At 55.7% G+C, this 22,333-nt stretch carries 23 protein-coding genes; 11 read left to right on the top strand and 12 right to left on the bottom strand.

Features of this window, described 5'->3' with window-relative positions; translation table 11 throughout:
- The first annotated feature begins 168 nt into the window (after positions 1-168).
- The 5 genes from ilvB to JXO48_12375 all read left to right on the top strand — a co-directional run bounded on the left by ilvB (position 169) and on the right by JXO48_12375 (position 6,267).
- Positions 169-1,854 carry a biosynthetic-type acetolactate synthase large subunit gene (gene ilvB / locus JXO48_12395; protein ID MBN2284678.1) on the top strand — a complete coding sequence of 562 codons (1,686 nt, stop codon included), beginning with the start codon at positions 169-171 and terminating at the stop codon, positions 1,852-1,854.
- The gene (ilvN, locus tag JXO48_12390; protein ID MBN2284677.1) at positions 1,851-2,351 is read left to right on the top strand and encodes an acetolactate synthase small subunit; all 501 of its coding nucleotides are present in this window, start codon (positions 1,851-1,853) and stop codon (positions 2,349-2,351) included. The genes ilvB and ilvN overlap by 4 nt, the downstream gene beginning before the upstream one ends.
- Positions 2,352-2,379: 28 nt before the next feature.
- Positions 2,380-3,432, top strand: coding sequence for a ketol-acid reductoisomerase (gene ilvC / locus JXO48_12385; GenBank protein MBN2284676.1), 1,053 nt, complete (start codon positions 2,380-2,382; stop codon positions 3,430-3,432).
- A gap of 233 nt (positions 3,433-3,665) precedes the next feature.
- A complete protein-coding gene (ilvD, locus tag JXO48_12380; protein MBN2284675.1) occupies positions 3,666-5,327 on the top strand; it encodes a dihydroxy-acid dehydratase in 1,662 nt (553 codons plus the stop codon).
- Positions 5,328-5,457: 130 nt separating this feature from the next.
- The gene (locus JXO48_12375; GenBank protein ID MBN2284674.1) at positions 5,458-6,267 is read left to right on the top strand and encodes an OmpA family protein; all 810 of its coding nucleotides are present in this window, start codon (positions 5,458-5,460) and stop codon (positions 6,265-6,267) included.
- Positions 6,268-6,416: 149 nt separating this feature from the next.
- Here JXO48_12375 and JXO48_12370 read toward each other — a convergent pair whose 3' ends face one another.
- The 12 genes from JXO48_12370 to JXO48_12315 all read right to left on the bottom strand — a co-directional run bounded on the left by JXO48_12370 (position 6,417) and on the right by JXO48_12315 (position 14,802).
- Positions 6,417-7,373, bottom strand: coding sequence for an MBL fold metallo-hydrolase (locus JXO48_12370; protein MBN2284673.1), 957 nt, complete (start codon positions 7,371-7,373; stop codon positions 6,417-6,419).
- Between the two features lie 2 nt (positions 7,374-7,375).
- Complete coding sequence (locus JXO48_12365; GenBank protein MBN2284672.1) at positions 7,376-7,636, bottom strand: iron-sulfur cluster assembly scaffold protein; 261 nt, start codon at positions 7,634-7,636, stop codon at positions 7,376-7,378.
- A gap of 15 nt (positions 7,637-7,651) precedes the next feature.
- Complete coding sequence (locus JXO48_12360) at positions 7,652-7,828, bottom strand: hypothetical protein (GenBank protein MBN2284671.1); 177 nt, start codon at positions 7,826-7,828, stop codon at positions 7,652-7,654.
- Positions 7,818-9,089, bottom strand: a complete 1,272-nt coding sequence (locus tag JXO48_12355; GenBank protein MBN2284670.1) for a P-loop NTPase — start codon at positions 9,087-9,089, stop codon at positions 7,818-7,820. Before JXO48_12355 ends, JXO48_12360 begins: the two co-directional genes overlap by 11 nt.
- A 24-nt stretch (positions 9,090-9,113) precedes the next feature.
- Positions 9,114-10,079: a radical SAM protein gene (locus JXO48_12350; GenBank protein MBN2284669.1), complete on the bottom strand. Its 966-nt coding sequence runs from the start codon at positions 10,077-10,079 to the stop codon at positions 9,114-9,116.
- 18 nt (positions 10,080-10,097) lie between these two features.
- Positions 10,098-10,988: an ATP-binding protein gene (locus tag JXO48_12345; protein MBN2284668.1), complete on the bottom strand. Its 891-nt coding sequence runs from the start codon at positions 10,986-10,988 to the stop codon at positions 10,098-10,100.
- Positions 10,985-11,869 (bottom strand): ATP-binding protein, encoded by an 885-nt coding sequence (locus tag JXO48_12340; protein MBN2284667.1) that lies wholly within the window; start codon positions 11,867-11,869, stop codon positions 10,985-10,987. The genes JXO48_12345 and JXO48_12340 overlap by 4 nt, the downstream gene beginning before the upstream one ends.
- Positions 11,870-11,963: 94 nt before the next feature.
- Entirely contained in the window at positions 11,964-12,833 is an 870-nt protein-coding gene (locus tag JXO48_12335; GenBank protein ID MBN2284666.1) for a 4Fe-4S binding protein, read from the bottom strand.
- A gap of 173 nt (positions 12,834-13,006) precedes the next feature.
- Positions 13,007-13,402, bottom strand: a complete 396-nt coding sequence (locus tag JXO48_12330; protein MBN2284665.1) for a DUF5320 domain-containing protein — start codon at positions 13,400-13,402, stop codon at positions 13,007-13,009.
- A gap of 44 nt (positions 13,403-13,446) precedes the next feature.
- Complete coding sequence (locus tag JXO48_12325; protein ID MBN2284664.1) at positions 13,447-13,770, bottom strand: DUF5320 family protein; 324 nt, start codon at positions 13,768-13,770, stop codon at positions 13,447-13,449.
- 250 nt (positions 13,771-14,020) lie between these two features.
- Complete coding sequence (locus tag JXO48_12320) at positions 14,021-14,389, bottom strand: NifB/NifX family molybdenum-iron cluster-binding protein (protein MBN2284663.1); 369 nt, start codon at positions 14,387-14,389, stop codon at positions 14,021-14,023.
- Positions 14,386-14,802: a NifB/NifX family molybdenum-iron cluster-binding protein gene (locus JXO48_12315; protein MBN2284662.1), complete on the bottom strand. Its 417-nt coding sequence runs from the start codon at positions 14,800-14,802 to the stop codon at positions 14,386-14,388. Before JXO48_12315 ends, JXO48_12320 begins: the two co-directional genes overlap by 4 nt.
- Positions 14,803-15,263: 461 nt before the next feature.
- Here JXO48_12315 and JXO48_12310 point away from each other — a divergent pair, with 461 nt between their 5' ends.
- The 6 genes from JXO48_12310 (at position 15,264) to JXO48_12285 (ending at position 22,184) form a co-directional block, all read left to right on the top strand.
- Positions 15,264-16,616 (top strand): YihY/virulence factor BrkB family protein, encoded by a 1,353-nt coding sequence (locus tag JXO48_12310; protein ID MBN2284661.1) that lies wholly within the window; start codon positions 15,264-15,266, stop codon positions 16,614-16,616.
- A 194-nt stretch (positions 16,617-16,810) separates the two neighbouring features.
- Complete coding sequence (locus JXO48_12305; GenBank protein ID MBN2284660.1) at positions 16,811-18,709, top strand: PAS domain S-box protein; 1,899 nt, start codon at positions 16,811-16,813, stop codon at positions 18,707-18,709.
- Entirely contained in the window at positions 18,681-19,334 is a 654-nt protein-coding gene (locus JXO48_12300) for a response regulator transcription factor (protein MBN2284659.1), read from the top strand. The genes JXO48_12305 and JXO48_12300 overlap by 29 nt, the downstream gene beginning before the upstream one ends.
- Before the next feature lie 195 nt (positions 19,335-19,529).
- Complete coding sequence (locus tag JXO48_12295; protein MBN2284658.1) at positions 19,530-20,210, top strand: hypothetical protein; 681 nt, start codon at positions 19,530-19,532, stop codon at positions 20,208-20,210.
- A gap of 19 nt (positions 20,211-20,229) precedes the next feature.
- Complete coding sequence (locus tag JXO48_12290) at positions 20,230-21,687, top strand: butyryl-CoA:acetate CoA-transferase (GenBank protein MBN2284657.1); 1,458 nt, start codon at positions 20,230-20,232, stop codon at positions 21,685-21,687.
- Between the two features lie 47 nt (positions 21,688-21,734).
- Entirely contained in the window at positions 21,735-22,184 is a 450-nt protein-coding gene (locus tag JXO48_12285) for a response regulator transcription factor (protein MBN2284656.1), read from the top strand.
- Positions 22,185-22,333 lie beyond the last annotated feature (149 nt).

Raw genomic sequence — 22,333 nt, 5'->3', positions numbered from 1 at the left:
GCCATTCGGATCATCGCTATTATTATCAGCATACTGATAATTACCTCCCTGTATACGGGGGCTGCGTAATGGTCTGAGCGTTTCATGATACATGGAAAATGAAAAACCGTTACCGGCCCTGGTAACGGTTTTTTTTTACTCGTGAAAAACCTTCAAGGAGGTGCTTCGGTGAAGCTGAAAGGAGCGCAGATATTCATCAGATCTCTCATCGCGGAGGACGTGGATACGATCTTCGGGTATCCCGGCGGTGCGGTGCTCGACATATACGACGAGATCTTCAAGGAAAGGCTCCGCCACATCCTGGTGCGCCATGAACAGGGCGGGGTCCATGCGGCCGACGGGTACGCCCGGGCGACAGGCCGTGTTGGCGTCTGCCTGGTGACGTCCGGGCCGGGTGCCACGAACACCGTCACGGGGATCGCGACGGCCTATATGGACTCGATACCGATGGTGGTCTTCACGGGCCAGGTCGCCACACCCTACATCGGGACGGATGCTTTTCAGGAGGCGGACATCACGGGAATCACAAGGCCCTGCACGAAACACAACTTCCTCGTCAGGCGTGTCGAGGACCTGGAGCAGACGGTTCATGAGGCCTTCCATATCGCCCGTTCGGGACGCCCCGGACCGGTCCTGGTGGACCTCCCCAAGGACGTGATGCAGGCCGAAACGGACTATCCCGCCCTATCGCCTTCCACGTTCCGCGATGAAGAAACGGCGTTGCACCTCGATCAGGATGCCATCCAACGGGCCTACGGGATGATCAAGAAGAGTAAACGGCCCGTCATCATGGCCGGCGGCGGGGTTATCGGCGCGAAAGCCGCGGAGGAACTGCGGTCGTTCGCGGAAAGCGCGCGGATACCTGTTACCGCCACACTGATGGGTATCGGGGGGTTTCCTGGCACCAGCCCGCTCTGGCTCGGCATGCCCGGCATGCACGGCACCTACCAGGCGAACATGGCCGTCAGTCACTGTGACCTGTTGGTCGTCGCCGGCGCCCGTTTCTCCGACCGCGTCACGGGGAAAACAGCCACCTTCGCGCCCAAGGCGAAGATCATTCAGATAGATATCGACGCGGCATCGATCGACAAGGTCGTCAGAACGGAACTGCCTGTAGTGGGCGACGCGAAGCAGGCCCTGGCATTTTTGAACACGCTTCTTGCGAACAACCATTTTTACCTTCCCGAGGAGGAACGAAAGGCTTGGCTCGGCGAGATAGCGCAATGGAAGACAGAGGCACGTCGTCCCCTCCGCCGGAACGGGACCATAAAGCCCCAGGAGGTCATCAGAACGCTCTCCGACCTGACGGGCGGCGATGCCATCATCGCCACGGAGGTGGGACAGAACCAGATGTGGACGGCACAGCACTATTGTTTCACCCGTCCAAATACGTTCCTGTCATCGGGGGGCCTGGGAACGATGGGGTACGGATTTCCCGCAGCCATCGGCGCACAAGTGGCCTTCCCCGAACGGACGGTCATCGATATTGCCGGTGACGGGAGCATCCAGATGAACATTCAGGAACTGGCAACGGCGGTGAACTACCGACTGCCCGTCAAGGTCATAATCCTCAACAACGGTCACCTAGGGATGGTGAGGCAGTGGCAGGAGCTCTTTTACGGAAAACGATACTCTCATACGGTCCTGACAAAAAGCCCTGATTTCGTCAAGCTGGCCGAATCTTACGGCGCTGTCGGCCTGAGGGCCGACAAACCGGAAGAGGTGGAACCCGTGCTCACGCAGGGTCTTTCCCTGCGGGAGACGGTGGTCATGGACTTCACCGTCGACCAGGAGGAAAGCGTTTACCCCATGGTGAATCCCGGGGCGTCTATCACGGAGATGCGATTGTATTGATCGGAAAACAAAGCGAGGAACGCATGAAGTCGAAGGAACAGGTACTTTCACTTATTGTCCGCAACAGGCCCGACGTGCTGGCCCGGGTGGCCGGTATCTTCAGCGGCCGCGGGTTCAATATCGAGAACATCAGCGCCAATATCACGCCGGACCCGGGCATCACGAGAATAACCATCGTGACATGGGGTGACACGGCGACGGTGGAAAAGATCGAAAAACAGATGAAGAAACTCGTTGATGTCCGCCGGGTGACGCACATGAACGGCGAAGGCTCGGTCCGGAGGGAGTTACTGCTCATCAGGGCCGCCCTGAACAATGAAAACGAAGATGAAGTGATATTCCTCATCGAAGGTCTCGGCGGCAGGATCATCCAGAAGGATCACGGGTCCTGCATCGCCGAGTTTACGGGAAGCAGTGACGACATAAACGGGATTCTGAACCGTCTCGACGGCATCGGGATGGAAGACCTGGGGCGGTCGGGAACAGTGGCGCTATAACAATAAACAAATCAACAAGGAGAAACTCATGGCTGAAATGAATATCGGCGGTACCATCGAAGACGTTATCACTTCCGAGGAATTCCCTCTGGAAAAGGCCCGGAACGTTCTGAGGAACGAAACGGTCGCCGTGCTCGGGTACGGCGTTCAGGGGCCGGGACAGGCATTGAACATGAAGGACAACGGGATCACGGTGATCGTGGGGCAGCGGGAAAAGAGCCCTTCCTGGGATAAGGCGGTTGCGGACGGGTTCATCCCGGGAGAAACGCTCTTTCCCCTCGAGGAGGCGGCCCGGCGGGGAACGGTCATCCAGTACCTCCTCTCCGATGCCGGCCAGAAGGAACTGTGGCCGCGCATAAAGCCACATCTCAGGGACGGTGACGCCCTGTATTTCTCTCACGGCTTTTCCATCACCTATAACAACCTGACGGGCGTGGTCCCGCCGGACACGGTCGATGTCATTCTCGTCGCACCGAAGGGTTCCGGCCGGACAGTGCGCACCAACTTTCTCGCCGGCAGCGGGATCAACTCCAGTTTTGCCGTCCACCAGGATTACACGGGAAAGGCGAAAGAGCGGGTCATCGCCCTCGGCATCGCCATCGGCTCTGGCTATCTCTTTCCCACCACCTTCGAAAAGGAAGTTTTCAGCGACCTCACGGGCGAACGGGGAGTGCTCATGGGGGCCCTAGCCGGGATGATGGAGGCACAGTACGAATGCCTGCGAAAGAACGGTCACAGCCCCAGTGAGGCGTTCAATGAAACAGTGGAGGAACTGACGCAGAGCCTCATCAGGCTCGTGGCCGAAAACGGCATGGACTGGATGTACGCCAACTGCAGCACTACTGCCCAACGGGGGGCGCTCGACTGGAAGGGCCGGTTTCGGGATGTCGTGGCACCGCTGTTCGATGAACTGTACGAGAGCGTCAGATCGGGAAAAGAAACGGCGATCGTCCTTGAAGCGAACAGCGCCCCCGATTACCGCCAGCGCCTCAACAGCGAACTGGAAGAAATGAGGAACATGGAGATGTGGCAGGCCGGTGCCGTCCTGCGTGACATGCGGCCGGAGCGGAGGAAGAAGTAGGGGATTAGCAGATTACGGATTAGCGGATTACGGATTAGGGGATTCGAGATTCGGAAAGTCCAAAATACTGAGTAAAGTGAACGGCTTTGTAAAAAGTCCAGAGGCACGGCGTGCGAATCCTGAGGAACGAGGCGTACTTTTTCGTACTTCGCGGTGACGAAGGATAATGCGCAACGTAGCATATGGATTTTTTACAAAGTCGACAACATTCTTTAAGAGAGGAATTAAACACAATGCGCAGTGACTTAATGAAGAAAGGTCTCGAACGGGCGCCCCACCGATCGCTGTTCAAGGCCATGGGGTATACTGACGAGGAATTGGCAAGACCCATCATCGGCGTCGCCAATTCGGCGAACGAGATAGTCCCGGGACATGTGCACCTGGACCGTATCGCAGAGGATGTCAAGGCCGGCATCCGCCTCGCGGGAGGGACCCCCGTCGAATTTTCCACCATTGGAGTCTGCGACGGCATCGCCATGGGGCACCGGGGCATGAAATATTCCCTGGCAAGCCGTGAACTGATCGCCGATTCCGTGGAGATCATGGCCATGGCACATCCCTTTGACGGTCTCGTTTTGATCCCGAACTGCGACAAGATCGTACCGGGCATGCTTATGGCGGCGATCAGGTTGAACATCCCCGCCATCGTTGTCAGCGGCGGTCCAATGATGGCAGGTTCCCTGAAAGGACGCCCCGTCGACCTCATCAGTGTTTTCGAGGCCGTGGGAAAGGTCAAGTCGGGAACGGCCACGCCGGGCGACCTCTCGGAACTGGAGAACTGTGCCTGCCCCGGATGCGGCTCCTGCTCAGGCATGTTCACGGCTAACTCTATGAACTGCGTCACCGAAGCCCTCGGTCTGGGACTGCCCGGCAACGGCACGATCCCGGCGGTCCAGGCGGCCAGGCGTCGATTGGCGAAAGAGGCGGGCATGAAGATCATGCACCTTGTGGAAAGGAACATCACTCCCCGTGACATCGCCACTCTCGACGCCTTCAAAAACGCGATCGCCGTTGACATGGCGCTGGGCTGCTCCACCAATACGGTACTTCATATTCCCGCCATCGCATATGAGGCGGGGCTCACGCTGGACCTCGACCTCTTCAACGAGATCAGCGAAGAAACGCCGAATATCTGTTCCCTCAGCCCCGTGGGTCCGCATCACGTGGAAGACCTTGACAGTGCCGGCGGCATTCAGGCCGTCATGAAGGAACTGTCGAAGAAGGGACGCGTGAACCTTCGCTGCATGACGGTCACGGGAGGTACCGTCGAAGACAATATCGCCGCGGCGGCTGTTCTGAACACCGATGTGATCCGTTCCATCGAGAATCCCTACGGCCAGAAGGGCGGTATCGCTGTTCTCCGGGGAAACCTGGCACCTGAGGGAGCCGTCGTCAAACAGTCGGCCGTTGCTCCGGACATGCTTATCAACGAGGGACGGGCACGGGTCTTCGACTCCGAGGAGGATGCCATCGGATCGATCCTCAGCGGGGCCGTCGTGTCCGGGGATGTCGTGGTGATCCGCTATGAAGGCCCGAAAGGGGGACCGGGCATGCGTGAAATGCTCTCCCCCACATCGGCCATCGCCGGCATGGGATTGGACACAACGGTGGCGCTTCTGACCGACGGCCGGTTCAGCGGCGGGACGCGCGGTGCAGCAATAGGCCATATTTCACCCGAAGCGGCCGAGGGCGGTCCCATCGCCCTGGTCAGGGAGGGGGATCGCATCAGCATCGATATACCGAACAAGCACATTCAGCTGATGGTCGACCCGGCAGAACTGGACCGTCGCAAAGAAGAATATGTTCCCAAAGAAACGGTGACCGGCGGAGGGTATCTTGAACGGTATTCGCGGCTGGTCACATCAGCGAGCACGGGGGCCGTATTCCGAAGATGAGGTTTCCTGGGGAAATATAGATGTATTTCATGAGATTATGCTTGACCAACCGCCTTAACTGGTATAATTTACCGGAATATCAGCATCAGAAAACAAGTAACAGAAAACAGCAGGCTCTTCGAGGTGCGCCATGAGAAAAGTCGTAATCTGCATACTGACCGTATGTGCCTTTCTTACCGTCTCCGCGTTTGTTCAGGCGGAAACGGCCGATGAGTGGTTCGAAATGGGGAATTATTACTATGACCAGCAGATCTTCAGTGAAGCTATCCAGGCGTATACAAAAGCGATAGATATGGAGCCGAATTTTGTGGAAGCCTTTTTCCTGCGAGGCAAATCCAATGCCCTTCTAAAGCCCTCAAATGTCGAGAACGCGATCAGGGATTTCACAAGCGTCATCGAGATGGATTCCCAGAACGCGGATGCCTATTATGAGCGAGGGCTGCTGAACGCCTTCGTCATTAATAACGAGCAGGCCCTGGCGGACATGAAGACGGCGGCCGCCCTGGGACACAAGGGCGCCTATGCCTGGCTCTATCCTGACCAACCGGAGGAAAGCGGCCTGGAGTATATCGATCTGTCACGTTTCATGAGTAACGGCCAGGCACCGGTGGTTCTTTTCGATTTTGACCTTTCACTGCTGAAAGACGATGCCCGCATGCTTCTGAATGAACTGGGAACGGTCCTGAAAACCGAGCTTCCCTCGGTATATGTCGTGCTGATGGGACATACCGACAGCACCGGCGCGGAAAGATACAACGACAATCTTTCCATGAAACGGGCCGAGGCCGTCAAAAGCTACCTGGCATCGACGATCGGCATCGATCCTAATCGCCTCATCATGAAGGGATTCGGGGAATCGCATCCGGCTGCGCCGAATGACACGGAGGAAGGACGTTCTCTGAACCGGCGGGTGGAAATCGTCGGAGTGGAACGCCGGTAGAGCCATCCCACCCCGCAATATCTGCAGTACCTCTAAGATCGGGAAAATGTTTCCCTCTCCCCGAACTTCGGCTCCTGTCCTGGGAGTATTCATCGCATTGACAAGGACGAAGTGGGGCAGCCTGTGGTCGTTCTGCGAGGCTGTCGACGTTACGCTGAAAACGTCAGTGTCGTCCCGCTCATATTGAGCACGAAGGCCTCCGGCATTTCCTTCTCGATATGCATGATCGCCTTTCTCCCCGTGCAGTGTGTTGGAATGACATAGGACGGGTTGAACTTCTTCAGTTCTTCCGTCGTCCGTTCGATGATCGCTTCAAAAAGCGGCCCCGTCAGATGGAACCCGCCCATGACCGCATACACGGTGTCGATCCCCGTGACTTCCTGCGCGTAACGAACCGTGTTGATGATCCCTGAATGGGCACATCCCGAAAGAACAACAAGGCCCTTTCCCCGAACGTTCATTACCACCGCCGTGTCATCCTCGATGGGGTCCCATTTTTCCGTTCCGTCCTCTTCATAATGGGCAATGGGGAATCCCTTTTCAAAATCGGTCGCCCGTTTCACCGCACCCAGAAAGAGCACATTGCCGTCAAGAAGGAGGAAGGGTTCGGCGGTTTCAACGATTTTTACATGAGCCTGTTCGGCCTCCTCCCGGGCGATCCGGGGAAAATATATCTTGAAATCCTCGCCGAGTTTCAGGTACCGCGGATAGGCGAAGACGGCGGGATGCGCGACGAGCTCGATGCCGTCCCGTCCGATCATCTTTACCAGTTCCCGGAAACCGCCGAAGTGGTCGCTGTGACCGTGAGAAAGGGCCATCACCTCCACGTCCTCCATGGGAACCCCCATGGTTCGAGCGTTAAAGGCCGCTCCGTGCTCGGAAAATCCGAAATCGAACAGCATGGTCCTCACGTTATCTTCCGTCGTCGTTTTGACAACGGCGGAAAAGCCGTGCTCGGCAAGGATGGAATTCTTTATTTCACCGTCCTTGATCGGCATGGCGCGGGCTACTATGGCGCTGTTGTCCATGGCCGCTATATCCACGTAGTTGTCCTGCAGCGTGATGATCTCCACCTTGTCGACTTCCTGTAATGTGATTGCCGGCATGTCTACCCCCTTTTTTTCTTTTCCCGGTGATCTCTCAGCGCCCTCTGAAAGGTCATGGCTGCCAGGAGAGCGCAATGAATATGATCCTCCGGCATATTTCCCAGACGCTCCAGAAGGGCGCTCTGGTTGATTATCAAACAATCCCTGATCCGTTTCCCCACGGCCATCCGGGATGCCGCTTCCGCCGCCGCAATGGTGAAGGCGCATCCGTCGGTGCTGAATTTCACTTCTTCTATGATGTCATTTCTTACCCGAAGAAATATCTCGACCGTGTCGCCTCAGGTCCCGGTCATCCTCGCGTACCCGTCGGGACCTTCCAGGATGCCGTGGTGGACCGGATTGATGCCGTAATCGACGATGGTATCGGAGTACATCCGCCGCGCCTGGTCAAGCACCATGCCCAGCATGGCCTGCACGACGGCGTCCTGTGCTTCCTTCGGGTCTTCAGTGGTCACAGGTATTTTCCCCGCAGTCGAGCGTTCCCGCCAGATATGATTTCACGATCCGTTCCGGTTCTTCCGATGGGGCACCGATGACCACCCTGATCCCGCTCTCTTCAAAATGTTCCTGGGCCCGGCTCCCCATACCGCCGGCAATAATAATGTCGGTTCCGTTCTGCGAAAGCCACCGTGGCAGTGCACCCGGTTCGTGGGGAGGCGGAGTAAGCCGTTCACAGGCACGTATGACCTTTTCATCGATATCTACGTCATAAAAGAAAAATTCTTCACAGTGTCCGAAATGGGGGCTGAGCCTGCCGGTAACGACCGGAACGGCTATCCGTACCGTATTTTCCGGTCTGACCAGCCGTTTTTCTTCCGGCGGTCGCCCGGTCCCGGCGGTACGTTCAAGATCCAGGACGGGTCCAATGGCCTTTGAAAAGGCCTTCGCCGCCTCCGTTTTTCCGTAATGGTAGACGAAGGGTTTCCCGCTGTCGGAGGCCTCGACGATCATCGGCTCCACAGGGATCTTTCCCAGGAACGGTACGCCCATTTCATGGGCCATTTTCTCACCGCCGCCGGACTTGAAGATGTCGATGAGGGTCCCGCAATTGGGACAGACAAGGCCGCTCATGTTCTCGATCACACCGATCACGGGCACGCTCAACTGCCGGCAGAAATTTATGCACTTCCTCACATCGTTCAGCGAGAGGTCCTGCGGGGTGGTCACGATGATCGCGCCGTCGCACTTCGGTATGAGTTGCGCGATGGACAGAGGCTCATCACCCGTTCCCGGAGGAAAATCTATGATCAGATAATCAAGGTCACCCCACTTGACGTCACTGAGCAGCTGCTTGAGGACCTTCATCTTCATGGGACCCCGCCATATGACCGCGTCATCACGGTTCTGAAGAAGGAATCCCATGGACATGACCTTCAGGGTCTCCGAGAAATTGACGGGAATGATGCCCTCTCCGTCGCTCGTGGGGCGGGTCCCCTCAAGATTAAGAAGCGTCGGAATGCTGGGACCGTGAAAATCACTGTCCAGAAGGCCCACTTTTTTCCCTTCCATTGCCAGCGCAACCGCCACATTCACGGCCACCGTGCTTTTACCGACACCGCCCTTCCCTGAGAGGATCATGAGCTTGTGCTTTATCCGGCCCATTCTATTGGCCAGTTCCTCGCTTTCAGTATATGCTTTCAACCCATCGGCGCCTTTGGTTTCTCCTCCGTCGCCGTTTCCCGGCTTTTTGTCCCGGGTATTCCTGTCATCGGTCATTCTTCTGAAATCCCCTTTCTTTGTCTATCTCTGTATCCGAATCTCTCCTTCGTTCCACCGTGCGGTATAGAACACATCCGTGCCCCGCTCCTCACCCCTGATCTCGCCGGTCTCGAGAAGCTCACCAATGTACTTGACCACTTCATTACGATGCAGGGCAAGGCCCCTGGAAATATCATCGACCGTGCATGGGCGCCGCTGGAGCAGTTCGAGTACATCACTCCTGGTCGCCGTAAACTCCTTCGGCTCAAGGTCCCTGGCCACATCGGCGATCACTTCGCACCGGTCACCAAAGAAAGAGGCGATCTGCTGGAGTCGTTCTCCCTCAACAGCCGTGACCCATTGCTCCGCCGGTACCCGTACCGCTGTATTCAACTGCACACGATCCGGCGCTATCAGATCCACACATTCCTTTATTTCCGCTATCTCACGATCACCGTCATTCAGCCCGGACACCAGAAACACTTCAAGCCAGACAGCACCTTCAAATTCTTCCCGCAGCAATCGCAGCCCACGCAACACATCATCAAAGGCAATGTCAGGGTGGGGACGGTTTATTTGTTGGAATATCAGCTGATTACCGGCATCCAGGGACGGTATGATGAGGTCCGCCCCGCGCACCGCATCCCGTACATCCTTGCTCCAAAAGAGCGAACCATTCGTTAACACAGCACAGGGAATATTGGCAACAGTTTTAATTTCTTTGATGAGCCCTTTCAGCCCGCTGTACAGGGTCGGTTCACCCGAACCGGAAATTGTCAGGTAATCCGGGCAAGGGATCCGGGCAATGCGGTGACGAACCGCGTCAACAATGTTCTTACGGGGGAAAAAGTTCTTCCTTTTGCTCCTCTTTTCGATCGTTCGGCCGAGCTGGCAATATACACAGTCATAGGTACAGACCTTGAACGGTGCACAGTCTATACCCAGGGATCGACCGAGCCGGCGGGACGGAACGGGTCCGAACGTATACGTATGGGTATCGGAACACACAATTGTTGTCCTCGATCGTTACAGCGCCGAAACGATATTGTTCCAGAGCGTTCTCATATCCCCGGACACAGGTCCATCGGAATATTCCACCACGCTCTTCCTCATGACCTGAGCCTCCGTGACCGCCCGGTCGTAGCGCACCCTTCCCACCGGGGTGACGCCCATTTCGCGGGCTTCCTTTTCAATTATTTCAGACAGGACGGAATTCAGATCATATTTATTCACGCATACCGTGGCAGGAATACGGAAATGTGAAGCCAATCGGGCCACCCGTTTCAGATCATGCCGTCCCGAAAGCGTCGGCTCCGTAACTATCAACACCAGGTCCGCGCCGGTCAGAGAGGCAATGACCGGACAGCCGATACCGGGAGAACCGTCGACGATAATAAAGGGAAGACCCTGCCCTTCGGCGATCTTTCGTGCTTCCTGCCGCACGATAGTCACCAGCTTGCCCGAATTCCCTTCGGCGATACCGAGCCGGGCATGTACAAGTGGACCATAATTCGTTGAAGAAACGAACCATTTCCCATTCACGACCGGTTCAAAGGCAATGGCATCGACCGGGCAGAGACGCACGCACAATCCGCATCCCTCACAGAAGAGGGGATTTATGCAGGGAACATGTCGTTCACCCCCGCCATTGATCTCATGGGGATATGAAACGGCGTCGAATCGACATTCCTCATAGCACCGGTCACAGGCTATGCAGAGTTCCTCAAGGATCCGCGCTTTCTTGCCTCCGCTGAATTCCGTTTCCGATTCCACCCGGGGATTGAGGACAAGATGCAGGTCCGCAGCGTCGACATCGCAATCGGCTGTAACCGTTTTCCCGGCCAGCGCGGCGAAGGATGCCACGACGCTCGTCTTCCCTGTTCCGCCTTTACCGCTGATGACAACGATCTCTTTCATGTTTCCCTTTCTTCGGTCCCGCCTTCCCGGTCACCGGACGGAAGCAGCGATTCGATACGCCTCCAGGACTCGAGAAACAAAGCGCGATACTCCGGCAGTTCATGAATTATCATTTTGCCCCGTGAGTATGCCTCTGCTATCCGCCGGTCATCGGGCAGCTCCATCACGACGGGGATGCCTTCCCGGGCGCAGTAGTCACGGACGTCACCGGTACCGACATCGGAACGGTTGATGACGACGGCACAGGCAAGCCCCAGTTCCCGCACCATACCCACGGCCAGTTCAAGGTCGTTCAGACCAAAGGGGGTCGGTTCCGTGGCGAGTACAACGAAATCGGCATCCTTGACCGCTTCGATAACGGGACAGGATGTTCCGGGCGGGGAATCGTAAATCGCCACGTCACTGTCACCGGCGGTTTCTTTCACCGCTTTTATGACAGCGGGAGACATCAGCTCACCGATGTTCAGTTTTCCCTGAACAAATGAAATATCCATTGATGTTCCGCTCTCGATGACACCCACCTCCCGCGTGACCTCCCTGATCGCCTGTTCGGGGCACAGAAGCGAGCAAGCGCCGCAACTGTGGCACAATTCAGGAAATACCAGGACCGAGCCCTTAACGACAACGAGGGCGTTGTACTCGCACACATCGGCGCAGACCCCGCATCCCGTGCAGTGCTCATCGATGATCTCGGGCATCAGGACCGACGCGGGCCATGAGCTTTTTATCTCCGGGTTCAGGAATATATGACAGTTCGGTTCTTCCACGTCACAATCAAGCACCTCGACGCGCCTGTCCTCCTCGGCAAGAACAAGGGCCAGATTGGTCGCGATCGTGGTCTTTCCCGTACCGCCCTTTCCGCTGGCAACGGCTATCTTCAAGATTCCCTGCTCCCTTCTACACAGGCACTGTCATGCCTCTTTCCACTTCGTTAAGTAAGGACAACGACTATCTTCTCCCCCGTAAATCCAAGTTCTATATCATGGTAATGGCGGCAAGGGGACAGGCATCAATGCACATTTCACATCCCGTGCATTTTTTCTCATCGATCACCGCCACGTCGTTCATCGTGATCGCTTCGACGGGACAATATTCGACACATATACCGCAGCCATTACATTTCTGCGTATCAACACGGGCGATCCCGGTACCTGTATCTTTCTGTATCGCATCGATCCGCTGCCTGATATCAGCAAGCCGTTCCTCGAGAATGCGGGCTTCTTCCTGAAGTGAGCGCGCACCATTTTTTTCCAGTGTTCCCGAACGGCCGGCCGCTGTATCGGGAAAACCGGGCTGACCGCCTCCAATGCCACGCCCCATTCCCTGGCCTTTTCCCATACCCATGCCACGGCCGCCGCCCATGCCCATGCCGCGACCACCGCCCATGCCCATGCCACGGCCGCCACCCATGCCCATACCGCGACCACCGCCCATGTCCATGCCACGGCCGCCACCCATGTCCATGCCGGTGCCGGGTCCGCCGCCCATACCGAAGTGACTCTCCACGCTCGGCTGATTCGATGCGGAATATACTCCTTTCCTGAACGCATCAACCGCCTCGCGCGCGCTTCCTCTCACACCGACCACGACCTGAACACCAGCCGCCGAAAAAACCTGAAAGGCATTCGGCCCGCAGTTTCCTGTCAGGACATACTCTACACCTCGTTCCGACATCAATTGGGCGGACTGGATACCGGCACCGCCGCCCGCTGCCACATTGGGATTCGGTACCGCCTCATAATCCATTGTATCCAGGTCAACAAAAAGATAATACGGCGCCCGTCCAAAACGAGCCTCAACCTGGTCATCAAGGGATGGTCCTACTGTTGTTACCGCTATTTTCATGTGAATAACCTCATTTTTCCATTATATGTATATCCGTCGCGAACACTTTAAAACAAAAAAACCGCTCTTACAAATGAATCCATGCTCGAATCATGCGTACTCGCGATCGCTGAGAACATGAAAGCGCCGGCATAGGCGGGAATGTACACGGTACCGGCGCTTTTCCTGCTTTTTTATCCTTCCACGTTTTCTTCTTCCAGTTCAGTCATTCGTTTCTTAATACCCTCCAGGGCATCCTCCAGATATTCCGCCTGGCACTTCAGCGCGTTCAGTTCGTCCTCTTTGGAAAATCCCGCTGCATACGGTGAGTAAGAAGCGTGGGGATAGGGCATTCCAAATTGCAGTCCGGCGCCATACGGCGCATACCCGTAAGCACCCCGCTGCCAGGCGGTCAAGCCCGTCGCATAAAACCAGTTCCGGCGGCCCCAGCCGCCACCGCGACCACGACCAAAACCCCGGCCAAAAACAGGATTCATATACCCCGGCACGGGAAAACCGGCACAGAATCCCGCTGCTCTTCCCGTCATGGGTCCCATTCCCGCGGGACCCGTTCTATCTCCACCTGGCATGTCATGTACCTCCTTCATTATTTGACAGCTTCACACACCTCAATTCACCACCAGCCACGTCCGAATCCGGAGCCTCTGCCAAACCGGCCCCTGCCGAAGCCTCTACCGAATCCGAACCTTCGGCCGAATCCATAAAAAGGACCAAATCCATAGGGGCTTCGAGATCCACCATAGTAAGCCGCCGCCCCGTAAGGATTGCCAGCTGCCGGATAGCTCATCGCGGGAGCCGCAAAATATGCACCACCCCGGAAACCTCTTCCGGGAATAGAGTTCGCGTATCCCGGAACAGGGTATCCGGCGCAGAAACCGGCTGCTCTTCCTGTCATGGGACCACCGCCCCATGGTCCTGTTCCATCTCCCCAAGGCATGGATCATACCTCCTTTGTTTCATTATTTCCCCTGTGACGAACACCCATCATTCCCGGTGTGTCCTACGGGATATATCCATCGTAACGGCAATAATCATGCCAGTTACCATTCAAGATTGATGACACCATAAAACACAGTTATTACAATGCAATAAGAAGATCAACCTCTATCGCTCGGCAGCAAAAGGTCGCATTATTGAATCAATCACCCACCTGATGGATCGCATTATTGCAACCATAATCGATGTCTCTAAACCCAATGCCCCTCAACGGTCGGTTCCGATATGACCTCCGCTTTCCCGGCCTTCCACGCCGCGAGAGCATCCTCTACCGTTTCACATTCCTTTCCGACGACAAACACCTCGATCCCGGCCGCTTTCATCGTTCTGTATGCGTTAGGTCCGACATTTCCCGTCAGAATCGCCCCGGCGCCCATCTCGGACACATTTTTCGCCGCCTGGATCCCGGCCCCCTGGGGTGCGTCGATATTTTGCACGTTCGAACGGGCCTCAACGGCACCGGTATCGGTATCAACACAGACAAACCAGCGGGCACGACCAAAGCTGCGGTCAAATTTCGCCGAGAGCCCCTCACCATAGGAAGTAACAACGATCTTCATAGCCATCCCCTTCTCATTTTTCCCCGGCCTGATCCGCCCCAGCGGCCCATGCCTCCTCTTCCGCCCTGGCGCCTTCCCCAGCCGCAGCCGGGCAGGATCAATTGCGCGTCGGTCAGACGATCGGCCAGGTAGGCCTGAAGGATCTCATCGACCGCCCCCCGCAGGAAGGGCACCACTCGAATACCGGCTGCCACCGCCATGTGATAGAGCGGCCGGGAAACGGCACCACAGAGGATCGTGTCGACCTTCAGATCTTTCAGGCGCGCGATCTTCGACATGACCGTCGTTTCCACAAAGGAAAACCTGTCACGACGAAGGGGGATGCCTTTCTCAACGTCGATGACCTCAAGAATCGTCGAGAAATCCAGGACGGTTGAGACACAATCGTTCCAGACCGGTATGGCGATTTTCATCGGTACACTCCTGATGACACTCTAACAAGATGCGTGCCAGCCGTTCCACTTACCGGCACAATGTAACTTTTTATAATATATACAGCTTGTTATGAATTATCCTTTCCTCTGTCGTTGTATTACAGGTATGCACAACTGCTTCAGTTTTTACCATAGAAGGTTGCGCAAATGCGACCCCTTTATATTCATTCAGCCCCGTTTCCTTTTCCATAATTCCCCACCGGTTCATTGTCCCTTGCTTTCATTGATACATACGGATATACTTTACAGCATTCATTCAACATCGTTCGGGCGGGATTCGAGAATCGTGATTCGGAAAATCAGTATCGCTTTATTGTTGCGTCGATATTTTTCCGTTTCACGTTTTGTGATTTTCCACTATGTCACTCTGTCGCTTTGCCCCCCTGCCACTGAGACCACCGAGCCGCAGGCGGGTTTTGAAATCGCCCGAAACAGGCCTCATGAAAGGATTCGCTCCAATGAAACTGTGGAAAGAAATCAAGGCATGGATCGATTTTCTTAAAAATGACATCTGGAGCATCAAGCTCACCAGCCTTCCACGGGAACGGTCCCTCGTGCTCCGCACGTTGCGGATCATTATTCTTTCCATTCGGGGGTTCGACGAAGACAAATGCCAGCTCCGGGCATCGGCACTTACCTTTTATTCACTGATTTCCATCGTCCCCGTAGCCGCCATGGCCTTCGGCATCGCCAAGGGGTTCGGTTTTGATAAAATACTGGAAAAGCAGCTTCGGGAACAACTGGTCGGTCACGAGGAGATCTTCGAAAAGGTCATAACCTTTTCCCATTCGCTGCTGGAAAGCACCCGGGGCGGTCTCCTTGCGGGTATCGGTATCATCATACTCTTCTGGGCCGTCATCAAAGTGCTGGGGCAGATAGAAGATTCCTTCAATGATATCTGGGGGATAAAAGAGCACAGATCCATGGGCAGGCGATTCAGCGATTATCTTTCCCTCATGTTGATCGGTCCCGTCATCATCATCCTGTCAAGCAGCGTCAACGTATTTATTTCAACGCAGCTCACGACGATAACCGAAAAGTTCGAACTGCTCGGCTACATCAGTCCCGTTCTGTCCTGCCTTTTCAAAATTCTCCCCTACTGCCTAGTATGGGGCTTCTTCACCTTCCTCTATATATTCATGCCGAACACCAGGGTGCGTTTCACCTCGGGCCTTCTGGCAGGTATCGCAGCCGGAACGGCCTTTCAAATCGTCCAGTGGGTCTATATCACCTTCCAGATCGGTGCGGCCCGATACAACGCCATATACGGAAGCTTCGCCGCCCTCCCCCTCTTCCTTGTCTGGCTGCAACTGAGCTGGCTCATCATGCTCATCGGCGCCGAGCTGTCATTCGCCCATCAGAATGTCGACACCTACGAATTCGAACCGGACTCTCTGAAAGTCAGCCCACACCTGAAATTGCTTCTCACCCTGCAGATCACCCATCTGATTGTGAAGAATTTCGCCGGGGGGAAGCCACCCCGGACGGCCGGCGAACTATCCCATGAGCTTGAAATACCGATCCGCCTGGTGAACGAGATCATCTTCGATCTCGAACAGGCTCATATCCTGTCAGGCACGAATCGGGACGACAACCGTGAACCGGCCTATCAGCCCGCCCTCGATATCAGTACCCTGTCCATCCATGCCGTTTCCAGCGCGCTGCAGCACCGGGGGATCGAAACCATCCCCTTTGCCCAGACCAGGGAATTCACGGCTCTGTCGGAAACCCTCCGCTCATTCAGCGAAACCATCGAAAAATCACCGTCCAACCTGTTGCTGAAGGATCTGTGAGAAAAAAAAGTACCTGAGTACCTGAGTACCTGAGTGCCTGAGTGCCTGAGTGCGGAAAATCGGGATTCGTAACCCGTAATCCGCTAATCCGCTATTCCGTAATCCGTAATCCGTTAATCCGTAATCCTATCCCCCCTGGCACAAAGTTTGCTTACTGAATACGAGGCATACTCAGTAGGAGAAGAGGATTTTTGATGAAAGGGAAACCGACATACGAGGAACTGGAAGAACGGATACAGATACTGGAGAAACGGGTGAAATCATACGAGGATGTAAAGGATATCCTCTGTGAGAGCGAGACCAGCTGCTGCCGTCTCCAGGAATCGGCCTTTGAAGGTATCAGTGTCTGTGAAGAGGGCGTGATCCGGGAGGCGAACAGGGCCATGACCGACATTACCGGATACCAGACCCAGGAACTGATCGGAATGAACATTCTGAGCATCTTTGCGCCGGAATGGCGCGATTTCGTCCTGTACAACATCGAGACCGCCTCCGAACAGTGCTATGAGGCAGTGTGTCTGAGAAAAGACGGTTCAACCCTTCCGGTGGAGATCAGGGGAAAGAACATCGCTTTCATGGGCCGCATGCAGAGGGTCGTGTCCCTCCGTGACGTGGCGGAGCGCAAGCAAGCGGAAGAACTGTACAAGACCATCGCCGAAGAGACGCAGGCAGGCGTCTATGTCGTCGAGAACCGGAAATTCATCTACCTGAATCAGAACGCGGCACGATACGCGGGATACCTGCCCCACGAACTGGTCGGGAAAGACAGTCTCTTCTGCGTCCACAGGAAAGACAGAAAGAAGATCAGCGAAAATCTCAAGCGGGCATTGGAAAACAAGCGGTCCCTCCCCTATACCTACCGGATCGTTACCAAAAAGGGTGACATCAAGTGGATGATGGAAACGGTAACACCCATCACCTATTCCGGGAAACGCCTGGTGCTGGGAAACGTCATGGACGTGACGGAAATCCGTGAGGCCCGGCAGCGCATGGAAGAACTGGAGGAACTGGAGGCATCTATTCTTGATGCCATCCCCCACGCCGTCATCGGCCTTGCCGACCGCCGGATAATATTCGCCAATCATGCCGTTCAATCGGTATTCGGCTGGAAACCGGAGGAACTGATCGGGGAAAAGAGCAGCCGCCTCTATCGAACCGACGCCGAGTATGAGGAAGTGGGAGAAAAGTTCTACAACATCCGTGACGGGGTAAGGACCCACACGGAGGAATTCCCCTGCCGGCATAAAAACGGCCACGACATAATCTGCATGATGAGCGCATCCATCATCGGCGACAGCATCAAGGACAAACGGGTCGTCGTCGTATATGAAGACATAACGGAACGAAAGAAGGCCCGCGAAAAGCTTCTTGAATACCATGAAAACCTCCGGTCCCTGGCATCGGAACTGTCACTGACGGAAGAACGGGAGCGTCAGTTCATCGCGACGGCGCTTCACGACGGTATCAGCCAGACCATGGCAGTGGCGAAGATCAAGCTGGAAAGCCTGGAAAAGCAGGCGGCCTCGTCATACCTCGCGGAACCTCTCAAGGACATAATCAAACTGATGGACCAGTTGATATACGACACCCGGACGCTGACGCTCGATCTCAGCCCGCCCGTCCTTTACGTCCTGGGCCTGGAAGCAGCGCTGGAATGGCTTGCCGAATTGTTCCAGGAAAAGTATACTATCCACGTCCAGCTTGAATTGGGCGAGATCGAATCGGAGATTGACAAGGATATTTCCTTTTTTCTGTTCCGCAGCACCCAGGAACTGCTGATGAACGTCGTCAAGCATGCTCAAACCGGGAATGCCCTGATCACCATGGAAAAAAGGGGAGACACCATAATCCTCAGCGTTGAGGATGACGGCAAGGGATTCGACGAATCTGATCTTGACTTTTCGCGGGACTGGTCACGCGGCTTCGGTCTTTTCAGCATCCGGGAGCGGCTCGATTACCTGGGAGGCCAGTGCTGCATCGAATCAAAAAAGGGGGAGGGGACCCGGGTGACCATGGTCGTTCCCCCCTTGTTCAGAGCATCGAAAGAGAAAGGATATAAAGCGGATGAGCATAACGATTCTCCTGGCAGATGACCATAAAATAGTGAGGGACGGACTCAGGACCCTGATCGAGAACGAGCGGGACATGGAAGTAGTGGCCGAGGCCGAGGACGGCCGCATGGCCGTCAAGCTCGCAAAGAAATTGAACCCGAATATCATCATTATGGACATTACCATGCCTGATCTGAACGGTATTGACGCCACCCGGGCGATCATAGAAGAAGCCCCCGGGGTAAAGGTGATCGCCCTGTCGATGCATTCGGACCGGCGTTTCGTATCGGGCATGCTCGAGGCCGGCGCATCGGGGTACCTGCTGAAAGACAGCGCCTTTGACGAGCTCGCCCGGGCCGTCCGAGCCGTCGTCGATAATCAGATATACCTGAGTCCCAAAATCGCCGATATCGTGGTACGGCGCTTTGTCAGCAAGTCAGCAAGCACGGAGCGGTCGGCCTTTACGGAATTGACCAAACGTGAGCGCGAGGTGCTGCAGCTGATCGCCGAGGGTGTCAGCACGAAAGATATCGCCGCCCGGCTGAACCTGAGCGTCAAGACGGTGGAGACACACCGGGCGAACATCATGGAAAAGCTGGACATACATTCCCTCTCTGAACTCGTGAAATACGCCATTCGCGAGGGGCTGACCACGCTGGAGACCTGATATTTCCAGTTTCCCCACCTTCGTCTCATCCATTCTGCACCCTCTTCTTTTTATTTTCCCCATTTCCTTTCAGGGTTTCCACCTCCCTGAATCGGGTTTGTCCCGATACCAAAAACTTCCTTCCTGACCTATCTTCAACTCGACTTCAGGAAACAGCAACACCCCTGAAAGAAAGGAAACAGGAGGTACGGAACAATGATGAGAAATGAAGCGTTGGAAATGGTTGAACGGCTCGAGACGATCCTCGAAACACCACGGCATACACCGGCAAACGGAAGTGGAAAGGCACTCAACATCGCCTGGCAACTGGTCACACTGCTGGCGGAAGATGACCTGCCCGTGGTGACACCGATGAAGATGAAGCCCCAGATCGACAGAATGAAAAAAATGGCCGACACGGGCACCTACCATACAGAGGACAGGAACGCCTTCATCCGGAAATTGGGGCGGGCATCCTGCGTGTACAAGGAACTGGGAACGGCCCTCGAGTGGCTGGCGGCGGAATGTGAAAAGAACATGAACATTACAGTGCAATTCAAAAAAGAAACGGAACGCATACCGGTGGACAAGCGGATCGGATATCTGCTCTTCCTGAGTACAGGGGAACTTCTGAAAAACGTCGCCCAGCATGCAGGCTCGGGGAAGGCCGTGGTCACCGCCGGGACAAACGGACGGAACGTGACGGTTGTTGTGGAAGACAGGGGCAGGGGATTCGATGCCGGCGATGAAGAAGCCCTCGTTCAGTTCGCCCGCGGGACCGGCATTGGCAGGATCCGAAGGGAGATCACCTATGCCGGCGGTCACCTGGATGTTGAATCGATCACAAACGTCGGCACCCGGGTAACGATGGTCACTCCCATGGAGATCGCGCGGTAGCATGAAAGGAGATCCTGTCATGAAAACCAGCCCACGGGCGCGACGCATCACCACAAACAATAACCTCGGAAACATCCCGGCACCGGTCCCCGGCGGGGCATCCCCTGTTCTGAAACTGGTGCCGGGAACCCGAACGGCCGAAACGGGGCAGTACCGCGAAAAGCTGATTACACCGGAACAGGCGGCACGCCTGGTGCACTCGGGAAACCGGATCTTCTACGGTGAATTCATCCTCTTCCCGAAAACCATCGATGAGGCCCTTGCCCGTCGTATGGCAGAGCTTCACGATGTCGAAATCCGGGGAACCTGTTTCACGGAAACTCCGAAGGTCGCCGAGGCCGATCCTCACCAGGAGCATGTGAGCCTGGGAGACTGGCACTTCGGGACCGTATCGAGACGCCTTCACGACCAAAATCTCTGTTATTACGTGCCTCTGACCTATCACCAGGCACCACGGATCATCAGAAAATACCACGACTACGACGTGGTCTTTCTGACGGTGGCCCCTATGGATGCCCGGGGGTACTTCAACTTCGGCGTCTGCAATTCCCTGACCTGCTCCGTCCTGAGCAAGGCGAAGACCATCGTGGTGGAGGTCAGCGACTCCGTGCCATACTGCCTCGGAGGGAACCAGGAATCGATACACATATCCCGTGTCGATCATATTGTTGAGGGTAAAAACGAGCCCCTGCGTGAGATCGCCGCCCCGAAGCCGACGGATGTTGATAATGCCATAGCGCGGCACATCATGACTGAGATCGAGGACGGGGCGTGCATACAGCTCGGCATCGGAGGTCTCCCCAACGTGATCGGCCGGATGATCGCCGAGAGTGATCTGAGGGATATCGGCATTCACACGGAAATGCTGGTCGACTCCTGCGTCGATCTGTATAGCGCCGGCAGGGCGACGGGGGCACGGAAAAAGATAGACACCTACAAGATGACCTACACCTTTGCCATGGGAACCAGAAAACTCTATGATTTCCTTGATCATAATCCATCATGTGCGTCCTATCCGGTCAATTACGTGAACGATCCCCGGGTGATTGCCGTGAACGACAAGGTGATTGCCGTCAATAACGCCATAGAGGTAGACCTCTTCAGCCAGGTCTGTTCCGAATCCATCGGGCCGGCTCACAAGTCCGGAACGGGAGGACAGCTCGATTTTATCTTCGGCGCCTTTCAGTCCCATGGCGGCAAAGGATTCATCTGCCTCAGCTCGACCCATACCGATCGTGACGGAACGGTTCATTCCCGCATCACACCGACCCTGAGGCCCGGTTCGATCGTCACCGTCCCCCGGTCGATCGTACATTACGTCGTCACGGAATACGGCATCGCCCTGCTCAAGGGAAAGTCGACCTGGGAACGGGCCGAATCCTTGATCAATATCGCCCATCCGCGGTTCAGGGAAGAACTCATCCGCCGGGCGGAAGAAATGAAGATATGGAAGAGAAGCAATCGAAAAGCCCAATAGATGAGAACTTCGCGAAAAGTGCACTGACAGGACGGAGCATGTACCCTATGATCTCACTGCTCATAGCGGACAGCCGGAAGATGGTTCGCGACGGCATTCGGACGCTTGTCACCCGCGAGAGTGACATGAACGTCGTCGCGGAAGCCGTGGACGGGCGGACGACGGTCCAGCGGGCCGGAGAATACCTTCCCGACGCGGTTGTCATGGATATCAGCATGCCGGACATGAGCGGGCTTGCAATGGTACGGGGAATTCTCAGAGCGTCGCCGGAAACGAAGGTCATGATCCTATCACTTTTCAACGACCGGCAACTGGTGTCCCGGCTGCTTGAGGCGGGGGCGTCAGCTTACATCCTGAAGGACTGCGCCTGCCGGGAACTGGCAACGGGGATCCGGCGGTGCATGTGCGGCGGTCTCTACCTGAGCCCCGGCCTGCTCGATATGATGTTCGAGAATCCTCCTGCCCCGCACCAGCAATCAGGTTTTTCCACCCCTTGAATCAGGGATTCCCTGATTAACAGCACTCGTGGTTTGCCTTATGTAATCCCTGTCCCGGGAGGCGGAGCCCAAACGCTCTCCCGGAAAAAGGCCGGCCGGAATGACGGCCGATACGGTCGGAGGCGGCGGGAAACCGCTGATCCGAAAGC

It is taken from the genome of Deltaproteobacteria bacterium (assembly GCA_016933965.1).
Taxonomy (GTDB): Bacteria; Desulfobacterota; Syntrophia; order Syntrophales; family UBA2210; genus JAFGTS01.
The sequence above is the reverse complement of the archived record's forward strand: the minus strand, read 5'-3'. Positions and strand labels throughout refer to the sequence as shown.

Coding starts and splice junctions, on each gene's coding strand:
- ilvC (MBN2284676.1), top strand. CDS start 2,380: ATGGCTGAAATGAATATCGGCGGTACCATCGAAGACGTTATCACTTCC.
- ilvD (MBN2284675.1), top strand. CDS start 3,666: ATGCGCAGTGACTTAATGAAGAAAGGTCTCGAACGGGCGCCCCACCGA.
- JXO48_12375 (MBN2284674.1), top strand. CDS start 5,458: ATGAGAAAAGTCGTAATCTGCATACTGACCGTATGTGCCTTTCTTACC.
- JXO48_12370 (MBN2284673.1), bottom strand. CDS start 7,373: ATGCCGGCAATCACATTACAGGAAGTCGACAAGGTGGAGATCATCACG.
- JXO48_12355 (MBN2284670.1), bottom strand. CDS start 9,089: ATGACCGATGACAGGAATACCCGGGACAAAAAGCCGGGAAACGGCGAC.
- JXO48_12345 (MBN2284668.1), bottom strand. CDS start 10,988: ATGAAAGAGATCGTTGTCATCAGCGGTAAAGGCGGAACAGGGAAGACG.
- JXO48_12335 (MBN2284666.1), bottom strand. CDS start 12,833: ATGAAAATAGCGGTAACAACAGTAGGACCATCCCTTGATGACCAGGTT.
- JXO48_12330 (MBN2284665.1), bottom strand. CDS start 13,402: ATGCCAGGTGGAGATAGAACGGGTCCCGCGGGAATGGGACCCATGACG.
- JXO48_12325 (MBN2284664.1), bottom strand. CDS start 13,770: ATGCCTTGGGGAGATGGAACAGGACCATGGGGCGGTGGTCCCATGACA.
- JXO48_12320 (MBN2284663.1), bottom strand. CDS start 14,389: ATGAAGATCGTTGTTACTTCCTATGGTGAGGGGCTCTCGGCGAAATTT.
- JXO48_12315 (MBN2284662.1), bottom strand. CDS start 14,802: ATGAAAATCGCCATACCGGTCTGGAACGATTGTGTCTCAACCGTCCTG.
- JXO48_12310 (MBN2284661.1), top strand. CDS start 15,264: ATGAAAGGATTCGCTCCAATGAAACTGTGGAAAGAAATCAAGGCATGG.
- JXO48_12305 (MBN2284660.1), top strand. CDS start 16,811: ATGAAAGGGAAACCGACATACGAGGAACTGGAAGAACGGATACAGATA.
- JXO48_12300 (MBN2284659.1), top strand. CDS start 18,681: ATGAGCATAACGATTCTCCTGGCAGATGACCATAAAATAGTGAGGGAC.
- JXO48_12295 (MBN2284658.1), top strand. CDS start 19,530: ATGATGAGAAATGAAGCGTTGGAAATGGTTGAACGGCTCGAGACGATC.
- JXO48_12290 (MBN2284657.1), top strand. CDS start 20,230: ATGAAAACCAGCCCACGGGCGCGACGCATCACCACAAACAATAACCTC.
- JXO48_12285 (MBN2284656.1), top strand. CDS start 21,735: ATGATCTCACTGCTCATAGCGGACAGCCGGAAGATGGTTCGCGACGGC.